At 67.4% G+C, this 23,948-nt stretch carries 26 protein-coding genes and 1 tRNA gene; 20 read left to right on the forward strand and 7 right to left on the reverse strand.

What is annotated here, in order from left to right; all coding sequences use genetic code 11:
* Positions 1-13: 13 nt before the first annotated feature.
* Positions 14-90, reverse strand: a tRNA-Arg gene (locus BZF61_RS07260).
* 328 nt (positions 91-418) lie between these two features.
* Between BZF61_RS07260 and BZF61_RS07270 the strand changes: the two genes are divergently transcribed.
* The 13 genes from BZF61_RS07270 (at position 419) to BZF61_RS07330 (ending at position 11,822) form a co-directional block, all read left to right on the forward strand.
* Complete coding sequence (locus tag BZF61_RS07270) at positions 419-799, forward strand: hypothetical protein (RefSeq protein ID WP_086618113.1); 381 nt, start codon at positions 419-421, stop codon at positions 797-799.
* Between the two features lie 61 nt (positions 800-860).
* Positions 861-1,364 (forward strand): MmcB family DNA repair protein, encoded by a 504-nt coding sequence (locus BZF61_RS07275; protein ID WP_086618114.1) that lies wholly within the window; start codon positions 861-863, stop codon positions 1,362-1,364.
* Positions 1,365-1,434: 70 nt separating this feature from the next.
* Positions 1,435-2,211 carry a sterol desaturase family protein gene (locus BZF61_RS07280; protein ID WP_086618116.1) on the forward strand — a complete coding sequence of 259 codons (777 nt, stop codon included), beginning with the start codon at positions 1,435-1,437 and terminating at the stop codon, positions 2,209-2,211.
* A 5-nt stretch (positions 2,212-2,216) separates the two neighbouring features.
* Positions 2,217-2,642 (forward strand): DUF2141 domain-containing protein, encoded by a 426-nt coding sequence (locus tag BZF61_RS07285; protein WP_342742803.1) that lies wholly within the window; start codon positions 2,217-2,219, stop codon positions 2,640-2,642.
* Positions 2,643-2,766: 124 nt separating this feature from the next.
* Positions 2,767-4,416 carry a PAS domain-containing protein gene (locus BZF61_RS07290; RefSeq protein ID WP_086618119.1) on the forward strand — a complete coding sequence of 550 codons (1,650 nt, stop codon included), beginning with the start codon at positions 2,767-2,769 and terminating at the stop codon, positions 4,414-4,416.
* A 109-nt stretch (positions 4,417-4,525) separates the two neighbouring features.
* Positions 4,526-5,893, forward strand: a complete 1,368-nt coding sequence (locus tag BZF61_RS07295) for a M48 family metalloprotease (RefSeq protein ID WP_086618120.1) — start codon at positions 4,526-4,528, stop codon at positions 5,891-5,893.
* A 35-nt stretch (positions 5,894-5,928) separates the two neighbouring features.
* Positions 5,929-6,621, forward strand: coding sequence for a DsbA family protein (locus BZF61_RS07300; protein WP_086618122.1), 693 nt, complete (start codon positions 5,929-5,931; stop codon positions 6,619-6,621).
* A complete protein-coding gene (locus BZF61_RS07305) occupies positions 6,618-7,616 on the forward strand; it encodes a M48 family metalloprotease (protein ID WP_086618124.1) in 999 nt (332 codons plus the stop codon). The genes BZF61_RS07300 and BZF61_RS07305 overlap by 4 nt, the downstream gene beginning before the upstream one ends.
* Before the next feature lie 86 nt (positions 7,617-7,702).
* A complete protein-coding gene (locus BZF61_RS07310) occupies positions 7,703-8,938 on the forward strand; it encodes a sensor histidine kinase (protein WP_086618125.1) in 1,236 nt (411 codons plus the stop codon).
* Positions 8,935-9,741: a LytR/AlgR family response regulator transcription factor gene (locus tag BZF61_RS07315; protein WP_086618127.1), complete on the forward strand. Its 807-nt coding sequence runs from the start codon at positions 8,935-8,937 to the stop codon at positions 9,739-9,741. The genes BZF61_RS07310 and BZF61_RS07315 overlap by 4 nt, the downstream gene beginning before the upstream one ends.
* A gap of 71 nt (positions 9,742-9,812) precedes the next feature.
* A complete protein-coding gene (gene nadC / locus BZF61_RS07320; protein ID WP_086618128.1) occupies positions 9,813-10,688 on the forward strand; it encodes a carboxylating nicotinate-nucleotide diphosphorylase in 876 nt (291 codons plus the stop codon).
* A complete protein-coding gene (locus tag BZF61_RS07325; protein WP_086618130.1) occupies positions 10,685-11,122 on the forward strand; it encodes a hypothetical protein in 438 nt (145 codons plus the stop codon). Before nadC ends, BZF61_RS07325 begins: the two co-directional genes overlap by 4 nt.
* 22 nt (positions 11,123-11,144) lie before the next feature.
* Complete coding sequence (locus BZF61_RS07330; RefSeq protein ID WP_245804537.1) at positions 11,145-11,822, forward strand: ribonuclease T2 family protein; 678 nt, start codon at positions 11,145-11,147, stop codon at positions 11,820-11,822.
* Here BZF61_RS07330 and BZF61_RS07335 read toward each other — a convergent pair.
* The 3 genes from BZF61_RS07335 to BZF61_RS07345 all read right to left on the reverse strand — a co-directional run bounded on the left by BZF61_RS07335 (position 11,817) and on the right by BZF61_RS07345 (position 13,875).
* Complete coding sequence (locus tag BZF61_RS07335; RefSeq protein WP_086618133.1) at positions 11,817-12,059, reverse strand: ribbon-helix-helix domain-containing protein; 243 nt, start codon at positions 12,057-12,059, stop codon at positions 11,817-11,819. The two genes, BZF61_RS07330 and BZF61_RS07335, sit on opposite strands and share 6 nt — an antisense overlap.
* A 200-nt stretch (positions 12,060-12,259) precedes the next feature.
* The gene (phbB, locus tag BZF61_RS07340; RefSeq protein WP_086618134.1) at positions 12,260-12,982 is read right to left on the reverse strand and encodes an acetoacetyl-CoA reductase; all 723 of its coding nucleotides are present in this window, start codon (positions 12,980-12,982) and stop codon (positions 12,260-12,262) included.
* A 134-nt stretch (positions 12,983-13,116) separates the two neighbouring features.
* Positions 13,117-13,875 (reverse strand): hypothetical protein, encoded by a 759-nt coding sequence (locus BZF61_RS07345; RefSeq protein WP_086618136.1) that lies wholly within the window; start codon positions 13,873-13,875, stop codon positions 13,117-13,119.
* Between the two features lie 338 nt (positions 13,876-14,213).
* On the opposite strand from BZF61_RS07345, the gene BZF61_RS07350 reads away from it, so the two are divergent.
* From BZF61_RS07350 to BZF61_RS07370, 5 genes are all read left to right on the forward strand, one after another.
* Entirely contained in the window at positions 14,214-14,681 is a 468-nt protein-coding gene (locus BZF61_RS07350; protein ID WP_086618137.1) for a DUF3576 domain-containing protein, read from the forward strand.
* Positions 14,682-14,724: 43 nt separating this feature from the next.
* Complete coding sequence (gene leuS / locus BZF61_RS07355) at positions 14,725-17,247, forward strand: leucine--tRNA ligase (protein WP_086618139.1); 2,523 nt, start codon at positions 14,725-14,727, stop codon at positions 17,245-17,247.
* Entirely contained in the window at positions 17,247-17,747 is a 501-nt protein-coding gene (gene lptE, locus BZF61_RS07360) for an LPS assembly lipoprotein LptE (protein WP_086618140.1), read from the forward strand. The genes leuS and lptE overlap by 1 nt, the downstream gene beginning before the upstream one ends.
* A complete protein-coding gene (gene holA, locus BZF61_RS07365) occupies positions 17,744-18,808 on the forward strand; it encodes a DNA polymerase III subunit delta (protein ID WP_086618142.1) in 1,065 nt (354 codons plus the stop codon). The genes lptE and holA overlap by 4 nt, the downstream gene beginning before the upstream one ends.
* A 138-nt stretch (positions 18,809-18,946) precedes the next feature.
* A complete protein-coding gene (locus BZF61_RS07370; protein ID WP_086618143.1) occupies positions 18,947-20,350 on the forward strand; it encodes a sugar transferase in 1,404 nt (467 codons plus the stop codon).
* An 11-nt stretch (positions 20,351-20,361) separates the two neighbouring features.
* On the opposite strand, the gene BZF61_RS07375 is transcribed toward BZF61_RS07370, so the two are convergent.
* The 3 genes from BZF61_RS07375 to BZF61_RS07385 are packed head-to-tail and all read right to left on the reverse strand — an operon-like array spanning position 20,362 to position 22,238.
* Complete coding sequence (locus BZF61_RS07375; RefSeq protein ID WP_086618145.1) at positions 20,362-20,934, reverse strand: LptA/OstA family protein; 573 nt, start codon at positions 20,932-20,934, stop codon at positions 20,362-20,364.
* Positions 20,934-21,602: an LPS export ABC transporter periplasmic protein LptC gene (gene lptC / locus BZF61_RS07380; RefSeq protein ID WP_086618146.1), complete on the reverse strand. Its 669-nt coding sequence runs from the start codon at positions 21,600-21,602 to the stop codon at positions 20,934-20,936. Before lptC ends, BZF61_RS07375 begins: the two co-directional genes overlap by 1 nt.
* A 15-nt stretch (positions 21,603-21,617) precedes the next feature.
* The gene (locus BZF61_RS07385) at positions 21,618-22,238 is read right to left on the reverse strand and encodes a ribonuclease D (protein WP_086618148.1); all 621 of its coding nucleotides are present in this window, start codon (positions 22,236-22,238) and stop codon (positions 21,618-21,620) included.
* A gap of 145 nt (positions 22,239-22,383) precedes the next feature.
* On the opposite strand from BZF61_RS07385, the gene ung reads away from it, so the two are divergent.
* Positions 22,384-23,067: a uracil-DNA glycosylase gene (gene ung / locus BZF61_RS07390; protein ID WP_086618149.1), complete on the forward strand. Its 684-nt coding sequence runs from the start codon at positions 22,384-22,386 to the stop codon at positions 23,065-23,067.
* Positions 23,067-23,852, forward strand: a complete 786-nt coding sequence (locus BZF61_RS07395) for an enoyl-CoA hydratase (RefSeq protein WP_086618151.1) — start codon at positions 23,067-23,069, stop codon at positions 23,850-23,852. Before ung ends, BZF61_RS07395 begins: the two co-directional genes overlap by 1 nt.
* Positions 23,853-23,948: the final 96 nt, after the last annotated feature.

The following is a 23,948-nucleotide window of genomic DNA, read 5'->3' on the forward strand; positions in this document are numbered from 1 at the left end:
GAGGGGTTACAGTTGGCGCACCCAACAGGATTCGAACCTGTGACCTCCACCTTCGGAGGGTGGCGCTCTATCCAGCTGAGCTATGGGTGCATGCCGTGTTGCTTACGTGGTGCTTACGCGGGTTTCTTGCGAGTGAGAAGTCTCTGAGCACCGATCTCGCAAGTCCTTATTTTTCAAGCTCCTTTCGATCTCCTTTCCTGTGCGAACCGGCTTGACACCTGCCTTCGGAGGGCAGCGCTCTATCCAGCTGAGCTACGGGTGCCTGGTGCCTCGCGGCGCGCGAAAGCATTGCGTGCGGCGGCGCGCTTAGCAAGACCGGCGGCGCTGCGCCACACAATTTGTCGTTCCGGGGGCGGCCTTGCAGGCTGCAGGCGGGCGATTAACCAATCGGCAAGGAGGCGCTCCTAGCCTCTTGCCCATGGCCAGTCTTCCGCCTGAACCGATTCTCCCTCTGGCCGATCCCCGGCGCGACGGCGCACCGGCGCCGGCCGCGCTGGTCGCGCAGTGGGACGCGCTCCACGCGTGTGCGGCAACACTTGGCAAGCTGGCGCAGATCGGCCCGGAAGCTGCTCCGCCCGCCTTTGGCCGGCTGGTGCAAAGCGCGCGGCCGTGGCAGCTGACGCTCGCCGCTCAGGGTCTGGAGGATATCACCGCGATGCTTGCCGCCGGCTTGGCCGCACTCGACACGCTTACCGCGCGCGGGCAGGCAACCGCCGCTCCGGCGCTCGCGCTGTGGCGCGAGTTCCACGCGGCCCGCGCCGGTGTGCTCGCCGCGCTGGACGTTCCAGCCGCCGCCTGAACCCGTCCGCCGGCACCTCCGCCCGCTTGACTGTGTTCGCATTCTGTTCGAATTTCCTGTGATGTCGGAACCTGCCGCCGCCATCCATGATTCGCCCGGGCAGGCGAGCCTGCTGGCCGCCGATCTCGCGCGCGGGATCGCGCGGCTGTTTGCGCGCAACGACATTTGGTGCCTGTCGGAAGTGCCGCTGCGCAACGGGCGCCGTGCCGATTTGATGGGGATCGACGCACGCGGACAGGTGGTGATCGTCGAGATCAAGGTTAGCCGGGCCGATCTGCTGGGCGATGCCAAGTGGCCCGACTACCTCGATTTCTGCGATCGGTTCTTCTGGGGCGTGCCGCCAGGGCTTGATCGTGCGCTGCTGGACAGCGCGGCCTACCGGCCCGAGACCTGCGGGGTGATTGTGGCGGATGGCTATGATGCCGAGATCCTGCGCCCCGCCGCGCTCGAACCGCTGGCGGCGGCGCGGCGCAAGACCCAGGTCGAACAGCTCGCGCGGATCGCGATGCGCCGGCACACGGCGCTGCGCGATCCGCTGTGCGCGGCGCTCGATACGCTCGCCTGAACGGGGGGCGTGACGCCGGTCGGCGATTGAGGCTGTCGCACAGGTGCGATTTGCGCCATATCCGCCCGCAATGCTGCCTGCCGACCTGCCCGTTCCGCTTGCGCTCCTGATCGTCAGCCTGACCGTGACGGCGATTGTGGCGCTGCGCTACCTGCTGTCCTCCGGCCTGTTCGCGCTGGCCACGGCGCGGATGCGGCCGGGGCTGTACGCCGGTCGGGGCCGGCAGATCGGGCGCGAGATCCGCTGGTCGCTGATCTCGGCGGCGATCTACGGCACCCCGGCCGGGATCGTGCTATGGGGCTGGAACCACCACGGCTGGACCAGGATCACTGCGGATTGGGCCGCGCTGCCGCTGTGGTATCACCCCTTGAGCGTGCTGATCTACCTGGCCGTGCAGGACACCTGTTTCTACTGGAGCCACCGATGGATGCACCGGCCCAAATGGTTCCGGATCGCCCATGCCGTCCACCACGACAGCCGCCCGCCGACGGCGTGGACCGCGATGAGCTTCCATCCGATCGAGGCCCTTACCGGCGCCATGGTGGTGCCGGCGCTGGTGTTTCTGGTGCCGATCCACCTGTCGATGCTGGGGCTGGTGCTGACAATCGCCACGGTGATGGGGGTGACCAATCACATGGGGTGGGAGATGTTCCCCCGCTGGCTTGTTCACTCGGCGTTGGGGAAGTGGCTGATAACCGCCAGCCACCACGAGCGTCATCACGAGGAATACAAATGCAACTTCGGGCTTTATTTCCGCGTGTGGGATCGCTTGTGCGGCACCGACAAGGGGCTGTCGCGGCGGATCGTCGCCGAGGCGGGACACGCGCGCAACACGGAGCCTTCGTGAGGCGCGTGGCGCTGGCTCTTGCGGCGATCGCCGCGCTGGCGGCAGCGCCGGGGCAAGCGGGCGAGGTGGTGATCACCATCACCGATCTGCGCTCGGCCAAGGGGGTGGTGCGCGCCTGCATGACCACCCGCGCCGACATCTTCCCCAAGTGCGTCAAGGATCCGGCCGCGCATCGCGCCGTGGTTCCGGCGGCCGAAAGGGTGGTGATCCGTTTCACCGGGGTCAAGCCGGGCGACTATGCTGTCGCGCTGCTGCATGACGAGAACGACAACGGCAAGGCCGATCGGGCGATGGGGATGATGCCCAAGGAGGGCTACGGCTTCTCGCGCGATGCGCCGGTCAAGATGGCGCCGCCCAGGTTTAAGGACGCGGTTTTCCGTCAGGGCGAAGGCGCCACGCGCCTCACCATCAAGATGCGCTATTTCCTGTAAAGGCGAGGGCGCGGCGGGGCTGGCGTCCGGTTCCGGCCGAAGGCGGCCGGCTTAACGTGATGTTTACCACACCGCGCCACAACGGCTGCCGTATCTCTTCACCAAGGGGCGGAAATAAACAGCCATGGACACTTTGCGCGGCCCATTCGACACTGGCGAGCCTGCCGATCGCGGCTGGGATGCGCCCGAGGATGACAGCCCCGAAACCCTCGTCCCGCACGACCTGCCGCCCGAAGCGATCGGCCAGGACGAGCGCCGGATGCAGGTGCGCGCCTATAATCACTGGGCGAGCCAGCTCGGCGATCGGATGTTCCCGCTGATCGACGATCTCGATCCGGCCAACCTGCCCGATTTCGGCCCTTACAGCGTGCTGCTCGACTTCACCGCTGGAATCGAGAACCCCGCCGTCCAGTTCCTCGGCGAGCGACTCAGGCAGGAATGCGGCGGCCATGGCACCATCAAGCACCTGTCGGACGTGCCGCCGCGCTCGCTGCTCAGCCGAATCACCGATCACTACATGCAGATTCTCTCCAATCAGGCGCCGATCGGGTTCGAGGCCGAATTCGTCAACCAGCGCGGGGTGGAGATCCTCTATCGCGGCATCCTGCTGCCCTATTCCAGCAACGACGAGACGATCGACTTCATCTATGGCGTGATCAACTGGAAGGAGCTGGCCGACCAGCTGACCGCGGACGAGCTGCTGCTCGAGATCGACCAAGCGCTCGAACTCGGCAGCGAGCTGGAAGTGACCGGCGAAGCCTTGCGCCGCGCCGCCGATCCGGTCACCGACTGGGCGGATTCGCCCGCACACGAGGCCGAGGACGCATTTGCGGACAGCGGCCAATTCGACGCGGACGTGCGCGGGCAGGACATCCGCCCTCTGGCCGACTTCTCGGCCTATGCGCTCGACGCGGACGATGAGGAGTATGACGAGGACGAAGGCGAGGATAGCACCGCCGGCTACTCCTTCGCCTCGCTCGCCGATTATATCGAAGCGCCGGCCAAGAAAGCGATCGATCCGTCCAGCCTGCCCTATGATCCGGCGGCAGATGCCGATTTCGCTGCGCCCTATGCCGACAGCCAGGCTCCCGACTTTGGCGCTCCCGACTCTGGCGGGCAGGCCACGGGTCTGGCGGACATGGTGTACGCCGCGGCAGTGCTGCCCGAGGATGCGGGCCTCTACGACTGGCTCGCCGCAGCGCGCGAACTGGCGCAGGCCGCCGATGCCAGCGAGGACCGGAGCCGCAGCGCGCTCTATGCAGCGGTCAGCCGCGCCTATGACTTCTCGCTCGCCGCCGCCGCCGCGCCGGAAGACTATGCCGAACTGATCGCCGAAAGCGGCCTGACCGTGCAGGAACGCGCGCCGATGACGCCGGTGGTCAAGCTCGTGTTCGGGCATGACTACGATAAGACCCGCCTGACCGAATATGCCGCCGTGCTGACCCACGCCCACCGCCTTGGGCTGGAGCGCGGCACGCTCGCGCGCTTCCTCAGCGAGGCCGAGGGCGGGATCAAGGGCGTGGTCAAGGCCGAACGCCGCCTGCGCCGCGCGGAGCAGGGCGCGGCGATCGACGCGGAAAAGGGTATCCGCAAGGCGCTGGCTGAAAAGCTGCGCGCCCTGGAAGCCCTCACGCTCGCGGCGCTGGCCAGCGACGGCCCGGAATTCGCCCTGGTGATGGTGCGCCGTGATGCGCACGGCAATCTCGCCGTGCTCGGCGAGCTGCCCGAGGACGTGCCCCAGCTCGAACGCGCCGCCAAGAAGCTGGTGGGCTGAGGGTTCCTGTTTTCGGGTTCGCGAGCGCGAATCCCAGGCCACCGACGGTGGCGCGCAAACAAAGGCGCTTCAGTTTGAGTTCATCGGGAATCGCGATAGGGTGGCCGGGATGCCTCGCCCCCGCTCTCTTGTCGCCAAGGCCCTTGCGCTGCTGGCAAGTCTGGTCATGGCCGTGCAGCCGGTGGCCGCGCAATCGATCCTGCGCGATGCCGAGACCGAGGAACTGCTCAAGGACATGGCCGCCCCGCTGATCGAGGCGAGCGAGCTGGAACCCGGCAATGTCGAGTTGGTGCTGATCAACGACGGCTCGATCAACGCCTTCGTCGCGGGCGGGCAGGCGATCTATGTCCACACCGGCCTGCTCAACGCCGCCGACACTGCCAACGAGGTGCAGGGCGTGCTCGCGCACGAACTCGGCCATATCACCGCCGGCCACGTGATCCGCTTCGGGGAGCGCACCAAGGCCGCCACCGGCATCACCCTGCTGTCGCTGCTGCTCGGCGTCGGGGCGGCGGTGGCAGGCGCGGGCGATGCAGCGATGGGCGCGATCATGGCCGGCCAGCAGGCGGCGATGGGCAGCTTTCTCGCCTATAACCGCGATCAGGAAGCCGCCACCGACCTTGCCGGCGCGCGTTACCTTTCGGGCGCGGGCATCTCGGGCCGCGGGATGATCTCCTTCTTCGAAAAGCTGCGCAATTTCGAGATCCGCCGCGGCTACAGCCAGTCGGACGAGGCCACCTACATGCGCACCCACCCGCTGTCGGGTGACCGGGTTCAGACCCTGCGGAATCTGCTGGCCGAAGACCCCGCGTGGAACGCGCCCGACGATGCCGCGCTGCAGGAGCGGTTCGTCCGGGTCAAAGCCAAGCTCTACGGCTACCTCGCCGAACCGCGACGGGTGCTCAATGCCTATCCGCTGACCGACACCAGCATCCCGGCGCGTTATGCCCGCGCCTATGCCTATCACAAGGAAGCAAGGGTCGACATGGCGCTGGCCGAAGCCGAAGCGCTGCTCGCGGCCGAGCCGGACAATCCCTATTTCCTCGAGCTCAAGGGGCAGGTGCTGCTCGAATCCGGACGACCGCAGGAAGCGCTCGAGCCGCTGCGCCGTGCGACCGAGCTGACCCGCACCCATCCACTGATCGCCGGCCTGTTCGGCCACGCGCTGATCGCCACCGAAAACCAGGCCAACTACGCCGAGGCCGAGCGCGTGCTGCGCGCTGCCGTGGCGCGCGATCGCTACAATCCTTTCGCGTGGTATCAGCTCGGCGTGGTCTATGCCGCCAGCGGCGACATGGCGCGTGCGCACCTTGCCAGCGCGGAACAGCTGGTGATGAACCGCCGCTTTTCCGAGGCGCTGCAAAACGCCCAGGCCGCCGAGGCGGGCCTGCCCTATGGCTCGCCCGACTGGCTCCGCGCCCAGGATGTCGCGCTCGAAGCGCGCGCCGAACTGGAACGGATGCGCGACAAGCGCTAGGGTTGGCTATTACTGCCGCTGCCGACGGAACCCCGATGCCCCAGTCTTCGCTGCACAACACCCTGCTGACTGCGCTCACCGCGCTGGCGTTCGGCTTTCTCGGCGCGGCCATCTGGTCCTATGCCGGGCTGGCGGACAACCGCACCCGCCGCTTCCTGCTCGACAACCCCGACATGCTGCCACAGATGGTCGAGGCCTACGAGGCGCAGGAGGCCGAGAAACGGCTCGCCGGGATGGGCGACGAGGTCTTCACTCCCTTCCCTGGCGTGGTGCTCGGCAATCCGCAAGGCACCAAGGTGCTGGTCGAGTTCACCGACTACAACTGCCCCTATTGCGAGGCGAGCCTGAAGGACGTGAACCGGCTGGTGGCCGAGGATCCACAGCTCAAGGTGGTGATCCGCGAGTGGCCGATTTTCGAGGGCAGCGATGCAGCCGCGCGGATGGCGCTTGCGGCGGGCCTGCAAGGCAAGTATCGCGCCTTCCACGATGCAATGTTCCGGCTCGGCGACGTGCGCGCCGCCGCCAGCGCCGCCGGGCTCGACATGGCCCGGGCCGAAGCCGATGCCGCCTCGGATGCGGTGACGGCGGAGATCGCAAATAATCTCGAGCTCGCCCGCGCGCTGGGCTTCACCGGCACCCCGGCATGGATCGCGGGGCACAAGCCGATCGGCGGGGCGGTCGGCTATGACAGGCTCAAGGCGGCGCTGGACGAAAGCCCGCCGGGATGACGCGCGCCCTGTTGGCGGGTGCGTTGCTGCTGGCCGCTCCGCTTGCCGCCCAGCCCGCTCCCATGATCGACTATGCTGCCGAACGCGCCGTGATCAGTCGGTTTCAGGATGCCGACCAGCGCTTGCAGGACGTGGGCTGGCGCCTCGCGCGCGGCAATGCCGGCTTCTGCCCCAAGGTGGTGGCCTCGGTTGGCCTGCAGTTGCAGGACATGGCGAGCTACGGCGCGCCCGAGATTGCCCGCAAGGCGCTCGGCCTGACCGGCGACTTCGCGGTGCAGACCGCCGCGCGGGGATCGCCCGCCGCGCTCGCGCAGGGCGTGACGCGCAACCGCGAGATCATCCGGCTTGAGCGCCTCGACCCCAATGCCTGGCCCGCGGGCAAGGCGATGGACTGGCAGCGGCTGTTATGGGCGCATGATCACGTCGAGGCGATGCTGGCCGAGCAGGGCAGCATCACCATCGGCTTTGCCGACGGGGCCGAGGTGCAGCTCCGGCCGGTCGCGGTCTGCGCCAGCCGGTTCGAGCTGATGGGCGAGGGCGACATGGCGGTGGCCGATGGCAGCCGGGTGGTGATCGGGATCGACTTTCCCGCTTTCGCCTATCCCGAGGAAGACCTGTTCGCCGCGCTGGTGGCACACGAACTGGCGCACAACGTGCTCGGACATGACGCATGGCTCGACACGCACGGGCGCAGCCGCCGCCATGTGCGCCGCACCGAGCGCGAGGCCGACCGGCTGATGCCGTGGCTGCTCGCCAATGCCGGCTATGATCCGGCAGCCGCCGCGCGCTTCTGGGACCGCTGGGGCAGGAAACATGATTCCGGGTGGCTGATGCTGCGCAACCATGACGGCTGGGACGAGCGGGTGGAATTCGTCACGGCCGAACTGCCGCTGATCGCGGAACTGATGGCCCGCGAGGGCCGCGCCGACTGGAGCCGGCATTTCCGCCGCGAAATCGATCCCGCGGGCGGGCTGATGCCGGATGCGCGGCCATGACCGCTGCGCCGAGCCGTTGCGCGGGCGCGACCCCTTGCGCGAATTGCGGTGCGGTTTCGGACGAAATGGGTTAGACCGCACAGCCTATGGCAGTGCTCCAGCTCAAGCCGGCGCCGTTCTTCGCGAGCAAGAACCGGGCGTTCTGGAACCTCCAGCTGGCCGGCTGGGGCGCGGCTTTCCTGCTGCGCGCGGTCTCGGCACTGGCCAACCAGCAGCCTTTCGATCTGCTCGCGCTGATCCTCGTCACCACCATCACCGGCTTTTCGATAAGCCTGATCCTCTCGGTGATCTACCGCAAGCTGATCCACCAGCAGCCGCTGGTGACCTGGGGCGTGACCGCGCTGGTGCTGTTCGTGGCGGTGCTGCTGCACGCCTCGATCGATGCCTGGGTGCAGGGGGTCTATTACGGCGCCACCCGCGAGACGAGCTTCGTGCAGCGGCTGATCGGCCTGCTCTACCTGCCGCTCACGCTGCTGGGCGGGTGGAGCGCGCTTTACTACGCGATCAACTTCTTCCTCACGGTCGAACGGCAGGCCGACCGGCTGGAACGGCTGGAGGCGCAGGCGACCGCCGCGCAGCTGGCGATGCTGCGTTACCAGCTCAACCCCCATTTCCTGTTCAACACGCTCAATTCGATCTCGACGCTGGTGCTGCTGAAGCAGACCGAGCCGGCCAATGCCATGCTCACCCGCCTGTCGGGTTTCCTGCGCCACACGCTGGTCGCCGAACCGGGCAGTCAGGTCAGCCTCGCGCAGGAGATCGAGACCTTGCAGCTCTATCTCGATATCGAGCGGATGCGCTTCGAGGAGCGCCTGCGCACCCATTTCGAGATCGAGGATGCGGCGATGGATGCGCAACTGCCGGCGATGTTGCTGCAACCGCTGGTCGAGAACGCGATCAAATACGCCGTCAGCCCGCAGGAGGAAGGCGCGCGCATTTCGCTGACCGCGCGGGTGATCGGTGACCGGCTGCGCCTGACGGTCGAGGATACCGGGCCGGGGGCAGAGCAGCCGCAGCTCTTCGACCGGACGCATCCCGACGAGCTTCGGGCCGAGATACGCTCGGGTCACACGCCGGGCCGTCCGGTCTCGACCGGCGTGGGCCTCGCCAATATCCGCAACCGGCTGATGCAGGCCTATGGCGAGGCGCATCTGTTCGAGACCCGCTCGGAACCCGGCGGCGGCTTCACCGTGCTGATCGAGATCCCCTTCGTCCGCGCCGCCAAGTCCGAACCGCAGGCGCCGCCCGCCCCTGCCGTCTCCCCCGGCGCGCAGGTCATTGCCTTCACCCCCCCGCAACGAGCATCGGGAACCCCCGCATGACTATCAGAACCATCCTTGTCGACGACGAGAAACTCGCCATTCAGGGCTTGCAGCTGCGCCTGCAACCCTACGAGGACGTCGAGATCATCGACACCTGCGCCAACGGGCGCGAGGCGATCCGCAAGATCAAGACCGAAAAGCCCGATCTGGTGTTTCTCGACATCCAGATGCCCGGCTTCGACGGCTTTTCGGTCGTCAAGGGCGTGATGGATATCGAACCGCCGCTGTTCGTCTTCGTCACCGCCTATGAAGAGCACGCGATCCGCGCCTTCGAGGCCAATGCGGTCAACTACCTGATGAAGCCGGTCGACGAGCAGAAGCTGGCCGACACCATCGAACGCGTGCGCCAGCGCCTTGCCGAAAAGAAATCGGCCGAAGACGCGGGCCAGCTGCTCGACGTGCTCGCCGAAGTCGCTCCGGAGCGCGCCGCCGATTTCGTCGAGACCACCGCCGCCGCCACCGAAAGCGAGGGCCGCTTCGAGAAGCTGATCAACGTCAAGGACCGCGGCCAGATCTTCCGTGTCGAAGTGGACAGGATCGAGCATATCGAGGCCGCGGGCGATTACATGATCATCTCCACCGGCGACAATTCGCTGGTGCTGCGCGAGACGATGAAGGACCTCGAACGCCGTCTCGACCCGCGCAAGTTCCAGCGCGTCCACCGCTCGACCATCGTCAATCTCGATCTGGTGCGGCAGGTGCGCCCGCACACCAACGGCGAATGCTTTCTGGTGCTGGAAAGCGGCACGGAGGTAAAGGTGTCGCGTTCGTACCGGGACGTGGTGGCGCGCTTCGTGCATTGATCTTCGCGTGGCTGCCCCGGCGGGCGCAGCGTGGTGCTTGCGGTGCCTGCGGCTCGGTTTAATGTGCCAGCATGACTGATTTCACCCTCCCCGGCTTCGACCTCGCCGCCTTTATCCGCGCGACGCTGGCCGAGGACTTGGGCGAGGGCCTGCCCGGCGGCGGGCGGGATGTGACCTCGGAAAGCGTGATCCCCGCCGAGGCGCGCTTTTCGGGGGTGATGGACAGCCGCGATGCGATCGTCGTCGCCGGCCTGCCTCTGGCCGCAGCCTTCTTCCGGCACCTCGACCCCGATTGCACCATCGAGGCGGGCGTGCACGATGGCGACAAGGTGCCCGCAGGCACCGATCTGATGCGGATCGCGGGCAAGGCGCGGGCGCTGCTCACCGCCGAACGCAGCGCGCTCAACATCGTCCAGCATCTCTCCGGCATCGCCACGCTCACCCAGCAATATGTCACCGCGATGCGTGGCCCCGGCGGCAATCCCGCCTGCACGCTGCTCGACACCCGCAAGACCATACCGGGCCTCAGGGTGCTGGAAAAATATGCCACCCGCATGGGCGGCGCGCAGAACCACCGCATGGGGCTATGGGATGCGGCGATGATCAAGGACAATCACGTCGCGGTGGCGGGCAGCGTCGAGGAGGCGGTGCGCCGGGCGCGGCAAGCGGGGGTGGCGCGGATCATCTGCGAGGTCGACCGGCTCGACCAGATCGAACCCGCATTGGCCGCGGGGGCGGATCACTTGCTGCTCGACAATATGGACCCGCAGATGCTGGCCGAGGCTGTCCGTCTGGTCGCAGGCCGCGTGCCGACCGAGGCGAGCGGCGGGGTGAACCTCGATACCATCGCGGCCAAGGCGGCGAGCGGGGTGGACTACATCTCTGTCGGCCGCCTCACCCAAAGCGCGCCTGCGGCGGACATCGGACTGGATTTCAAGCCGCTATGATCGCGCTCTCGCGGCCGCGTCCGCGCAGCATCACGATCTTCGCGGTGATGTTCCTTGCCGCAGCCGTGCTTTCCTGCATCGATGGTTTGGTGCGGATTCCGGTGACGCTGAAATCGCAAGACGCCTATTCGTGGCTGACGCGGGATTTTCTGATCGTGTGGCACAGCGCATGGCTTTCGATCGCGCTGATTCCGGTTGCGATGGTGTGGCTGTCGGCCTTGCGCATCGCCCGCTGGCTGGTGGCAAGCGTTACGCTGTTCAAGCTGGCGGGCTTTGTTCTGATGCTGCCGGGCTTGCCGATGCTGTTGCGGATGCAACCGCTGGGGGTCGCCTCGCTCGCGCTGGGCGTGCCGGCGGCGGCGCTGCTGTTCACGCCCGCGAGTAACCGATGGTTCGCGCGCAAGGGAGGGGAAGAGGTTGCGGTGTTCGAATAGCGCTCTCGCTGCCCTGTTGCTGGTGCTGCCCGCCGCCGCCCCAACAACGGCGAGCGCGCAGGCCTACCAGTGCCGCGCCCCGCAGGTGCGCAGCGTGCCGCAGGTCGCGCCCGACGGCCCGCGCCGCTCGCTGCCGGTCACCGGCTACACCCTTGCGCTGAGCTGGAGTCCCGAATTCTGCAAGCCGCGCGCCGGGCAGCGCGCCCACGCGGCGCAGTGCTCCGGCACCACCGGCAGTTTCGGCCTCGTCGTCCACGGGCTGTGGCCGGAGTCCGGGCAGCGCTGGCCGCAGTGGTGCACCCCCGAAGCCCCGCTCACCCCGGCGGACATTCGCGGGGCGATGTGCATGATGCCGTCGGAACGCCTGATCGCCCGCCAATGGGCCAAGCACGGTTCCTGCATGGTCAGCAATCCGGCCGCCTATCTCAAGATTACCCGCATCCTGTGGGCCTCGCTGCGCATCCCCGATTACCGCCGCATCGCCTACGAGAAAGATCTCACCGCCGGTCGCATCCGCGCCGCCTTTGCCGATGCCAATCCTGGCATCCCGCCGGGCGCGATCGGCGTGAAGCTCAACCCGCGCGGCTGGCTGGAGGAGCTGCGGCTGTGCTACGCCAAGACCTTCCGGCCCGGGCGCTGCTCGCCCGCGCGCTTCGGAGCGAAGGACAGCGCCCCGGCCCAGATTTGGCGGGGGCTATAGCGCGCAAGGGCGCCGGTTCTCCACGAGCCATACCCGGATCGCGGATGCGAGGCCGGGCGGGGTGGGCGACTTGATCCGCTCGGCATCGATCCGCGCCACCAGCGCGGCCACGGCCACGCCTTCGGCCACGGCGGCCTCGCGCAGCAGTTCCCAGAACAGCGGTTCGAGGCTGATCGAGGTCTTGTGCCCGGCAATCGCCAGGCTGCGTTTGACCGGCGGGTGATAGGGGTTGGTCATCGCCGCAGGATAGGCGCTGTCGGACGGCAAGGAATAGGAAAAATTCGCGGTGGGGCGAGGCGGCCCGCCCCCTCAAAGTGCCGCGATGTCCGACCACCACGATGCCCTGGCCGACAAGCACAAGCACAAGCACAAGCGGGGCTTGCGGCCACCGGTTGGCCGGAGCGCGGTTCCTCCCCGCCTGGCTGCGCCAAGCGGCATCAATACATGTGCTGCCCGCCGTTGATGCTCATGGTCGAGCCGGTCATGAAGCCGGCGTTCTCGCTGGTGAGGAACGCCACGCCGCGGGCAATCTCCTCGGCCATGCCGAGCCGGCCGACGGGGATCTTGGCGACGATCTTTTCCAGCACCGGCGCAGGCACGGCGGCGACCATGTCGGTGTCGATATAGCCCGGCGCGATCGCATTGACCGTCACCCCGAACTTCGCGCCTTCCTGCGCCAGCGCCTTGGTGAAGCCATGAATGCCGGACTTGGCCGCGGCATAGTTGACCTGACCGTACTGCCCGGCCTGACCATTGATCGAGCCGATATTGACGATCCGCCCCCAGCCGCGCTCGCGCATTCCGGGGAAAGTCGCCTTGGCCATGTTGAAGCACCCGCCGAGATTGATGCGCAGCACCTCGTTCCAGTCTTCGAAGCTCATCTTGTGGAGCGTGGCGTCGCGGGTGATCCCGGCGTTGTTGACGACGATGTCGATCGGGCCGAACTCGGCCTCGATCGCCGCGCAACCGGCGAGGCAGGCCTCGTGATCGCCCACGTCCCAGCGCCTGGCGGGAATGCCGGTTTCCGCAGTGAAGGCGGCGGCCTTCTCGTCATTGCCGGCGTAATTGGCGATGACCATGTGGCCCTGCCGCTTGAGCCGCTTGCAGATCGCCTCCCCGATCCCGCGCGTTCCTCCGGTGACGATGGCAACCCGGCCCATGGCATTCTCCCCTTTGCGTTGCGCTTTCGGGAGGTAGCCTAGCGCGCCCTTTCCCTTAGGGAAAGCAGGGAATAGCTATGCGGTGGGAAGGCTGCGCGCGGTGGGCAGAGGCCGCCCGTCAGACCGGCTCAGGATCAGAACTTGATCTGGGTGCCGACGTAAACGGCCTGACTATCCTTGACCGAATTGGTCAGCGGATCGATCCTTTCGCGCTCCTGCGAGTAGCGCACGCCCGCCATCACGTTGAAGTTGGGCGAAAGGCGGAAGCTGCCGCCGACGCCAACCGTCTGCTGCCCGATCGAATCGAGCGTGTTGGGCGAACGACCGGCAATCTCGCGGTCTTCAAGCTCGATGCGCGGCTGGAGCCGGCCCGGCTTTTCGGCGGTCTGCGGGGCCGCAGGCTTGAACTGCGCCAGATCGGGCAGGGCCATGCGGCGCACTTCGACGGGCAGCTCGATCGGGCGCGCAAAGCTGCGATAGCCGCGCGCCGCGCCGAGCTGGAAACGGCTTGCGTCGAGGCCGCCAAGCCCAACGCCGCGGCCCGGTACCGCCTCGATCGCCTTGCGCACCGAAATCGCACTGGCGGCATCGCTGTCGACCCGCACCGCGACTGTCACCGTGCGCTCCCCCGCGACCGGAGTCGCCCCGGCGGGGGTGAAGCGGATGCCGTGCGTGCGCGCCTTGTCAGCGATGCGGGCGGCAAGCTCGGGATCGACCGCGGCCGGGGTAAAGACATTGAGGCCCATCGCCTCGAACGAACGCGATGCGAGCGGCGCGCTCTTGCCGACGAGCGCAAGGCCCGCGCTCGGCACGGCGAAGGCCAGCGCGCCGCAGACGGCCAGCAGCGTCAGCTTGCGCTGCGCCCTTGCTGTGCTGTCGGCCTTGCGTGCCATGGCGGTGCCTGCTTCCTTCTGTTTTGTTGCTGCTGTCAGGCATCTGCCTGAACATAGGCAACCTTAACCCGCGATGAGTCGCGCGGTGAATCCCGTCAAGTGATAGGCGCGCGCCTGCTGCTTGCAATGCCTTGCCGCAGGGGAAACCGGATTCCCGATCCACCTGTGGCCGCAAGCACACAGAATCCGCCCCGCGCCCGCCCATTTGCGGTTCAGCCGGGGTAAAGCCGGCCGGGCCGACGTTCCTCCCCCCGCGATCACCCGCGCATCGGCGCTTGCCGCAACGGCGTTGGGGGTTATAGAGCGTCAGGCACACAGACGATGAGGATTTTCCGGCAGTGACACGCGCCAACCCCGCCCAATTCCGCCCTGCCCTCCGCCGCACCCTGACCGCTGCGCTCACCGGCGGTGCGCTGCTCGCGCTTGCGGCCTGCGGCGGATCCGATCGGCCGCGCACCGAACTGGCGGCGGCCCGGATCAACACCATCGGTGTCAACGCCTACCTCTGGCGCGCGGCGCTGGAAACGGTGAGCTTTGCCCCGCTGCTGCAGGCCGATAGCAACGGCGGCGTGATCGTGACCGACTGGTATGCCAACCCCGCCAACCCGAACGAGCGGGTCAAGCTGACGGTCACCATCCTCGATCAGGATCTGCGTGCCGATGCCCTGCGCGTCGCAGCGAGCCGCCAGGTGGCCGAGGGCGGCAACTGGGTCGAAGCCCCGGTGCAGGCCGCCACCGTGCAGAAGCTCGAGGACATCATCCTCACCAAGGCGCGCGATCTGCGGCGCCAGGCGCTGGCTTCCTGACGCCGCTCGCACCCCGAGTTCACGCTACTTCGGATAGCACCGCATGACTGAAACCCGTTTCGATCCGTCCGTCGCCGACGGGCGATGGCAGCGTGCATGGGAGAAAGCGGGCACCTTCACCGCCGATTCCCGCAGCACCAAGCCAAAAAGCTATATCCTCGAGATGTTCCCCTACCCTTCCGGGCGCATCCACATGGGGCACGTGCGCAACTACACCATGGGCGACGTGCTCGCCCGCTATCAGAAAATGCGCGGGTTCGAGGTGCTGCACCCGATGGGCTGGGACGCCTTCGGGATGCCGGCGGAAAACGCCGCGATGGAAAAGGGCGTGCATCCGGGCGGCTGGACGCGGGCGAACATCGCGCAGATGAAGGCGCAGTTGCAGCGCATCGGCTTCGCGCTCGACTGGACGCGCGAATTCGCCACCTGCGATCCCGAATATTATGGTCACGAACAGGCGCTGTTCCTCGATCTGTATGAAGCGGGCCTCGTCTATCGCAAGGAATCGACCGTCAACTGGGATCCGGTCGACATGACCGTGCTCGCCAACGAACAGGTGATCGATGGCAAGGGCTGGCGCTCGGGCGCCGAGGTCGAGAAGCGCAAGCTCAACCAGTGGTTCCTCAAGATCACTGATTTCGCCGATGATCTGCTGGAGGGCTTGGAGGAGCTGAAGGACTGGCCCGAGAAGGTGCGCCTGATGCAGGAAAACTGGATCGGCAAGTCGCAGGGGCTGGAGTTCAGCTTCGAGCTTTCCGATGGCGGCAAGCTGGCGGTCTATTCGACCCGCCCCGACACGATCTTCGGGGCGAGCTTCTGCGCCATCGCCGCCGATCATCCGATTGCACAATCGCTGGCGGGCGATCCGGAAATTGCCGCCTTCATCGACCGGTGCAAGAAGGGCGCGACCACCGCCGCCGCGCTCGAAACCGCGGAAAAGCTCGGCTACCGCACGCCGATCACCGCGCGCCACCCCTTCACCGGCGCTGCTCTGCCGGTGTTCATCGCCAACTTCGTGCTGATGGAATACGGCACCGGCGCGGTGATGGGCGTGCCGGGGCATGACCAGCGCGACTTCGAGTTCGCCACGAAATACGGCCTGCCGATCCTGCGCGTGGTCGCCGCCGATCCCGCCCAGGCCGGCGCGCCCTTCGAGGGCGCGGCCGAGGTCGGCGACGGGGTGATCGTCAATTCCGCTTTCCTCGATGGCATGACCGTCGCGGCCGCCAAGGCCGCCGTGATCGCCCGCGCCGAGGCGGAAGGCTGGGGCCGAGGGCGCACCGTGTGGCGGCTGCGCGACTGGGGTGTCAGTCGCCAGCGCTATTGGGGCACGCCGATCCCCTTCATCCATTGCGATAGCTGCGGCGTGGTGCCGGTGCCGAAGGACCAGCTGCCTGTCACCCTGCCCGAGGATGTCAGCTTCGACATCCCCGGCAATCCGCTCGAACGCCACCCGACCTGGAAGCACGTCGCGTGCCCGAAATGCGGCAATCCGGCGCAGCGCGAGACCGACACGCTCGACACCTTCGTCGATTCCTCGTGGTATTTCCTGCGCTTTGCGAGTCAGCCCACCGACCAGCCCTTCGACCCGGAAGAGGTCGCCAAGTGGCTGCCGGTCAAGCACTATATCGGCGGCATCGAACACGCGATCCTGCATCTGCTCTACGCCCGCTTCTGGACGCGGGCGCTGGCCCGCATCGGCAGGCTCGCCGTGAAGGAGCCGTTTGCCGCGCTGTTCACCCAAGGCATGGTGACGCACGAAACCTATAGCCGCATCGACGCGAGCCGGGGCGTTCCGGTGTTCTTCGGCCCGGAGGAAGTCGCGCGCACTTCCGAAGGCGCAACCCTGCTGGCGGACGGCGCGCCCGTCGATGTCGGCCGCGTCATCAAGATGTCGAAGTCGAAGAAGAACGTCGTCGATCCGGATGCGATCATCGCCCGTCACGGGGCGGATGCGGTGCGCTGGTTCATGCTCTCGGACAGCCCGCCCGAGCGCGACCTGCCTTGGTCCGACGCCGGGATCGAGGGCTGTGCGCGCTTCGTGCAGCGCTTGTGGCGCCTGTTCAGCGCCCATGATGCCGCGGCCGAGGGGGAGGACAAGGCCTTGATGCGCAAGACCCACCAGACGATCGCGGCGGTGGCCGCCGATATCGAGGCGCTGGGCTTCAACAAGGCGGTGGCGCGCATCTACGAGCTGACCGGCGCGGTCGAGAAGGCTGCGCCCTCGGCCAGCCGAAGCGCAGCCATTCGGGCGCTGGTGCAGCTCGTCGCGCCGATGATGCCGCACCTGGCCGAGGAAGCCTGGGAGAAGATGGGCGGGCAGGGCCTGATCGCCGACGCGCCCTGGCCCGAGGTCGATCCCGCGCTGCTGGTCGAAGACGAGGTCACCATCGCCATCCAGCACATGGGCAAGCTGCGCGACACCGTGACCGCGCCCAAGGGCGCATCACGAGAGACGCTTGAGACGCTGGCGCTGGCCTCGCCCAACCTGCAACGCTCGCTGGATGGCGCCGCGGTGCGCAAGGTCATTGTCGTGCCCGACCGATTGGTCAATATCGTCACCTGATGCGCAAGGCTCTCGCCCTCCTCACCTGTCTCGCCCTGCCCGCCTGCGGCCTGTCGCCGATGTATGCCGGCAGCGGCTCGGCCAGCGTGGCGCAGGGGCTGGCGGCGGTCGATGTCCCGGCAATAGCGGGACAGAGCGGGTGGCTGGTGCGCAACGCGCTGCAGAACCGACTCGGGGTCGCGGGCCGCACCACCCCGGCCTATCGGCTCGACGTGCGGCTCGACGATTCGCTCGAAGCGCTGGGCGTGCTCAACGACGATACCATCAGCCGCGAGCGCCGCATCCTGCGCGCGCGCTACCAGCTGGTCGATATCGCCACCGGCGCGATCCTGCTCGATGCCACCGCCGGTTCGGACGCGGGGATCGACGTGGTCAGTTCCGAATATGCCACCATCGCCGCCGAGCAAAAGGCGCTGGAGAACCTCTCGCTCGAACTGGCCGAGCAGATGGTGACGCAGATAACGCTGGCGCTGCGCAGCCACGCCAGAACGGCGCGATGAAGCTCAAGAACAGCGATTTCACCCGCGGCCTGCCCCCCGGCATCGAACGCCACGCGATCTTCTTCTTCTGCGGCCCGGACGAGGCCGGAGCAAACGCCGCCGCCAACCGCCTCGTCGCCGCTCTGCCCGACGCGGGCGAGCGGGTCGAGCTGAGCGGTGCCGACCTGAAGAATGATCGCGCGCGGCTGGGCGACGAAGCGCGCTCGATCTCGCTGTTCGGCGGCAAGCGCCATATCTGGGTGCGCGCCACCGGCGACGAGGCGCATGACGCGCTCGAAACGCTGATCCAGACCAGCGAGGCCGGGGCGGGCGAAGCGGCCCCGGTGATCATCGTCGCAACCTCTGCCACCGACAAGTCGCGCACCGCCAAGCTGCTGGAAAAGCGCAAGGATGCGGTGGTGGCGATGTTCCACCCGCCCGAACTGAAGGACGTCGCGCAGGCGGTGCGCGGCATGGCCGACGCGGCCGGCCTCAGGCTCGGCGGGGATCTGGCCGAACGCATCGCGCGGGCCGCCGGGCTGGACCTGCGCCTCGCCCAGTCCGAGATCGACAAGCTCGCGCTTTATTGCGGGGCCGATCCGCAGTCGCCCCGGCCGGCCACGCCCGAGGATCACGCCGCGATCGGCGCGGCCACCGAGGAAGATGGCTTCGCCCCACTGGTCAACGCCGTGCTCGGCGGCGAGCTGGCGCGGGTCAGCAGCGAGATCCGCCGGATGCGCGAGCTAGGGCTCAATCCGGTCGGCCTTGTGCTGGCGCTGCAACGGCGTGCGGCCCAGCTGGCCCAGATCATGGCGCACCTTGGCCCGCGCGGTTCCCTCGACCAGCTCGACAAGGGCGCGGAACTGCGGCTCGGCATCTTCTTCAAGGAGAAGCGCAACATCCGCGTGCAGTACGACCGTTGGCGCCAGCCGGCCCGGCCCGGCGGACAGGATACCCGGCTCGACCGGCTGATTCCGCGCCTCATCGCGCTGCACCGCACCCTGCTCGCCAACAGCCAGGCGGCCGAGTTGCTGCTCGCCCAGGAACTGGCCGAAATCGCGCGGTTTGCGGCAAAGCGCTAGGGCGGCGAAGGGCGCGAAAGGGCTGAACGGTTCTCATTATGTGACAAGCTGCATTTCGCAGACGCACAAAAGCATCTTTTCTATGTAATGTTGCCTAGGTATTGCCCACAGGGGTCGCGCCTTTGGGGGAAGGTCCGAATGAACCGCTTGACACCGAAACTTGTGGAATCGGTTCGGCACGAGAATGTCGAGAAGGTGCTCGTGCCCTCGCTCGAACGGCGTCGCCTGCGCACCTATGTGCTGCTGCTTGTGGCTGACGCTATCCTGTTCAACCTAAGTTTCGCGTTTGCCAGTCTTGTGTGGGAAGGCCGCTGGGCCGAACCGCGCGCGATGCTGGCCGCACAGGCGATGCTGCCGGTGTTCTACACGATTGCCTTTTACAATGGCACCTACGGGCTCAATAGCCTCGCCGACTGGCTGTACGCCACCCGCAAGGCGCTGATCGCATTGCTGATCTCCGCCGGTCTCATCAACTTCGTCGCTTTCTACACCAAGTCCAACGAAGATTTCTCGCGCGCCGGGGTTACGCTCGGGCTGATGTTCACCGCGATCATGCTGGTGGCGGTGCGCCGCCTGGTCGCCGGGCTGGTGAAATGGCGCTGGAACGGACGGATCGCGAACCATCTGGTGATCGACGATGGCGGCTCGGGCTTTCCCTATCCTGGGGCGATGACGATTTCGGCCGCGGAATTCGGCTTCGATCCGGCCAGCCATGATCCTTTCATGCTCGATCGCCTCGGCAAGCTGCTGCGCAACCAAGATCAGGTGGTAGTGAGCTGCCCGCGCGAACGGCGCGAGGACTGGGCCTTGCTGCTCAAGGCGGCGGGAGTCCATGGCGAGATCGTGAGCGAGCCGGCCCACAGCCTCGGCGCGCTCGGGGTGCACCGTTACGAGGATCTCGACCGCACCACGCTGGTGGTCTCCACCGGGCCGCTGCGACTGCGCGCGCGGATCATCAAGCGGGCCTTCGATACGCTGGTGGCGGGTGCTGCGCTGATCGTGCTGTGCCCGCTGATGCTGCTGGTGGCGGCGCTGATCAAGCTCGAGGACGGCGGCCCGGTGCTGTTCGTGCAGCGCCGGCTGGGGCGCGGCAACGCCTTCTTCGACATGTACAAATTCCGCTCGATGCGCGTCGAGAGGCTTGACCACGACGGCAAGTGCTCGGCCTCGCGCGACGATGACCGCGTCACCCGGATCGGCGCCTTCATCCGCCGCACCAGCATCGACGAGCTGCCGCAGCTGATCAACGTGCTGAGGGGCGAGATGTCGATCGTCGGCCCACGCCCGCACGCGATCGGCAGCCAGGCGAACAACAAGTTCTTCTGGGAGGTGGACCGCAAGTACTGGCAGCGCCACTGCCTCAAGCCGGGCCTGACCGGCCTCGCGCAGGTGCGCGGCCACCGCGGCGCCACGGCCCGCGAGCAGGACCTCACCGACCGGCTGCAATCCGATCTCGAATATATCGCGCAATGGTCGCTGCTGCGCGACATCGAGATCATGCTCAGGACGGTTAGAGTCCTGAGGCACGAAAACGCTTTCTAGCGCGGCTTGGGCTAGTTCTTGTCGCGCCGCGGGACGGTGAAGCTGCCCGTCACCCGGCCCTTGCCCGCGCTGCCTGAGCCTGCGCTGCCCGCCGCGCTGCCGTCGACGCTCGACAATCCGCTGGCAAGGTCGATCACCAGCCGCCCGCCATTGAGCGTGTCGCTCCCGCGCCGCAGGCGAACATTGCCGGCCATGGTGATGACCCGGCGGTTGAAGTCGTAGATCGCGTTGTCGCCGCTGGCGCGCTCGTCGCCGCGGGTCACTTCGACCCCGCCCGTGGCGGTGATGCGCTGGATGGTCAAGGACCCGGCATCGGTGAAATTGACCAGTGTGCGCGCCGAGCGAACCGTGAGTCCGGCCTGCTCGATCACCACATTGCCCGACAGGATCACGCGGTTCTCGCGATCCTGCAACTCGATCCGGTCGGCGGCGTAATTGACCGGCGCGGTGGAATCATGGCTGGCGATGCCCTGCGCGTGCAAGGCCATGCCGCCCGCCAGCACGCTGGCAATAGCAAAGCCGCCCGCACCCCAGACCAGCGCGATACGGTGCAAGGAACTACGGCGAGGGGTGTGGGTGGTCATCACGGCATCCTCAACTTGCCAGGAATCATGGTCAGGCGCGCATTGCCCTCGAGCGTCAAGCTGCGCGCGCCAAGGTCGGCGCGGATCGAATCCGCAGAGAAGGTACCAGCCGGAACCTCGCCGGAAACGCCCGCATCGCCGCGCATCAGCTTGGCCCTGAGATCGACCGAGACCCCGCGCGCGACCATCGCGTAGCCGTCGCTCGCGGTCAGCCGCACCGGGCCGTCGATCGCCACGGTCTCGGCATTGATGTCATAGGTGCCGCCCGCGGCGCTGAGGCGCGCCGGGCCATCGGCCAGCACCATCTGCGCCACCAGGTCCCGCATCCGCACCAACCCCTCGGCACTGGAACGCTGCACCGCCTCGCCCGCCATCAGCGAGAAGGGGCGGCCCCGGTTGTCGCGCCCGCGATACATGGCGTTATCGACCGACAGGCGTTCGTCGATCAGCGCGACCTTGTTGCGATCGAGCAGGAAGCTCACCTCGCCGCGCGGCGAGAGCGGCGTGATCACCATCAGCGCGGCGACGATGCCCACCGCCATCGGCAGGGCGCGGGCGAGGAAGGCCACCAGCCGGTCATGCGTTCCGCCCGGCGCGGCGAAATGCTGCCGCCGGCTGCGCAGAGCGCGGGCCTCGCTGGTCTCGGTCTCGGGGTGGCTGCTCAGCATGGCCGCGCTGCCTCGTCAGGCGTGGGCGAAGATATCGGCGTCGGGCCAGCCAGCCAGATCGAGCAGTGCGCGCGTCGGCAGGAAATCGAAGCACGCCTGCGCCAGCTGCACCCGCCCCTCGCGTTCGAGCCGCAGCATCAGTTCGGCCTGCAAGCGGTGGAGATAGCGCACGTCGCTTGCGGCATATTCGCGCTGCGCCTCGGACAGCACCGGCCCGCCCCAGTCGGAAGACTGCTGCTGCTTCGACAGGCTCTCGCCGAGCAGTTCCTCGACGAGGTTCTTGAGACCGTGGCGATCGGTATAGGTGCGGGTCAGGCGGCTGGCGATCTTGGTGCAGAACACCGGCCCGGCCATGACCCCGAGATAGTGCTGGATCGCGGCGAGATCGAAGCGCGCGAAGTGGTAGATCTTGAGACGCGCCGGATCGCCCAGCACCGCCTTCAGATTGGGCGCGTCATAACTGCTGTTCGGGCCGAAGCGCACCAGATGCTCGTCGCCCGAACCGTCGGACAATTGCACCACGCAAAGCCGGTCGCGCGGGGTGACAAGCCCCATCGTCTCGGTATCCACCGCGATCGCGCCCGTGCCGGCGAGCACGCCGGGGGACAGGTCTTCCTCGTAAAAATACACAGCCATGGTGCCCGCCCTACGCCGATTGGGGAAAGAGGGGAAGGGGCCAGTAGCGCCGCGCGAGCAGGTGACCTAAGTCACCGTGGCAGAGCGCGGTCGGGGCAGTTCAGGCGACACCTCCCGATCGCGCTCGCCTGCGAGGGAGTCCAGGGTGACCGACGCCATTCCCGAAAGCTGGCGAAGCACGCTCGAACCCGTATTGGCCAGCCCCGAGGCGCGGCGGCTGGGCGGGTGGCTCAAGGCGGAGGAAAGCGCGGGCAAGGTGGTCTATCCCCCGCGCGGCCAGCGCCTTGCCGCGCTTGCGCTCACCCCGCTCGAGGCGGTGCGCTGCGTGATCCTTGGCCAGGACCCCTATCACGGCCCCGGACAGGCGCATGGCCTGGCCTTCTCGGTGCGGCCTGGCGTGCCCCTGCCGCCCAGCCTGGTCAATATCTTCAAGGAGCTGGAAAGCGATCTCGGCCTGCCGCGTCCGGCCAGCGGCGATCTGTCGAAATGGGCGCAACAGGGCGTGCTGCTGCTCAACAACACGCTGACGGTCGAGGCGGGGCAAGCCGGAAGCCACGCCGGGCGCGGGTGGGACGCGATCACCGATGCCGCGGTCGCCGCAGTCGCCGAACGCGAGGAGCCGACCGTGTTCATCCTGTGGGGCAGCCATGCGAGGAAGAAGGCGAGCCGGATCCCCGCCCTGGCCCGCAAGCGCACGCATCTGGTGCTGGCCTCGGCCCACCCCAGCCCGCTATCGGCGCATAACGGCTTTTTCGGCTCGCGCCCTTTCAGCCAGACCAACGCCTTCCTCGCGGCCCATGGGCGCGGCACCATCGACTGGAGCTTGTGATGAACGACGAAGTAATCCTGCTCGACGTGGCGGACGGTATTGCCACCGTCACCCTCAATCGCCCGCAAGCGATGAACGCGCTCAACCGCGCACTGCGCAAGCGATTGGCCGAAGTGATGCGGCAGGTGGACGCGGACGATGATGTTCGCGCAGTGATCCTTACCGGCGCGGGGGAACGCGCCTTCACGGCGGGACTCGATCTCAAGGAACTGGGCAGCGAGCAAGGCGCGCTCGGCAGCGCCAATGCCACCGACCCGGCGGACAATCCGGTGAAAGCCATCGAGCTGTGCAGGAAGCCCGTGATCGGCGCGATCAACGGCGTGGCGATCACCGGCGGCTTCGAGGTCGCGCTTGCCTGCGACGTGCTGATCGCCAGCACCAACGCCCGCTTTGCCGATACCCACGCGCGGGTGGGCATCGTGCCGGGCTGGGGCCTGTCGCAGAAGCTCAGCCGCATGATCGGCATTTCCCGCGCGAAGGAACTGGCCTTCACCGGCAATTTCCTCGACGCCGCCACCGCGCACAGCTGGGGGCTGGTCAACCACGTTGTCGCGCCCGAGGAACTGCTTCCTCTCGCCCGCAAGCTGGCGGGCGACATGGCGGGGATCGATCCGGCCTTCCTCGGCCTCTACAAGCGCCTGATCGACGATGGCTACGCGATGAGCTTCGGCGAGGGGCTGGCGCTCGAGGCCGAACGCTCCAGCCTCGCCAATTCCGCCGTGGCGCCCGCCGACGTCGAAGCCCGCCGCGCCGCGGTGCAGGAACGGGGGAGAGGGCAGGGGTAGGCAGGGCTAGCGCTGCAACGATACGAAAAAGGCCCATCGTGAGATGGGCCTTTCATCGATAGGCGGGGGGTCCGTCACTACAAAAGCAGCGCTGCC

Origin of the sequence: Erythrobacter tepidarius, assembly GCF_002155695.1 — a bacterium.
Taxonomy (GTDB): Bacteria; Pseudomonadota; Alphaproteobacteria; order Sphingomonadales; family Sphingomonadaceae; genus Erythrobacter; species Erythrobacter tepidarius.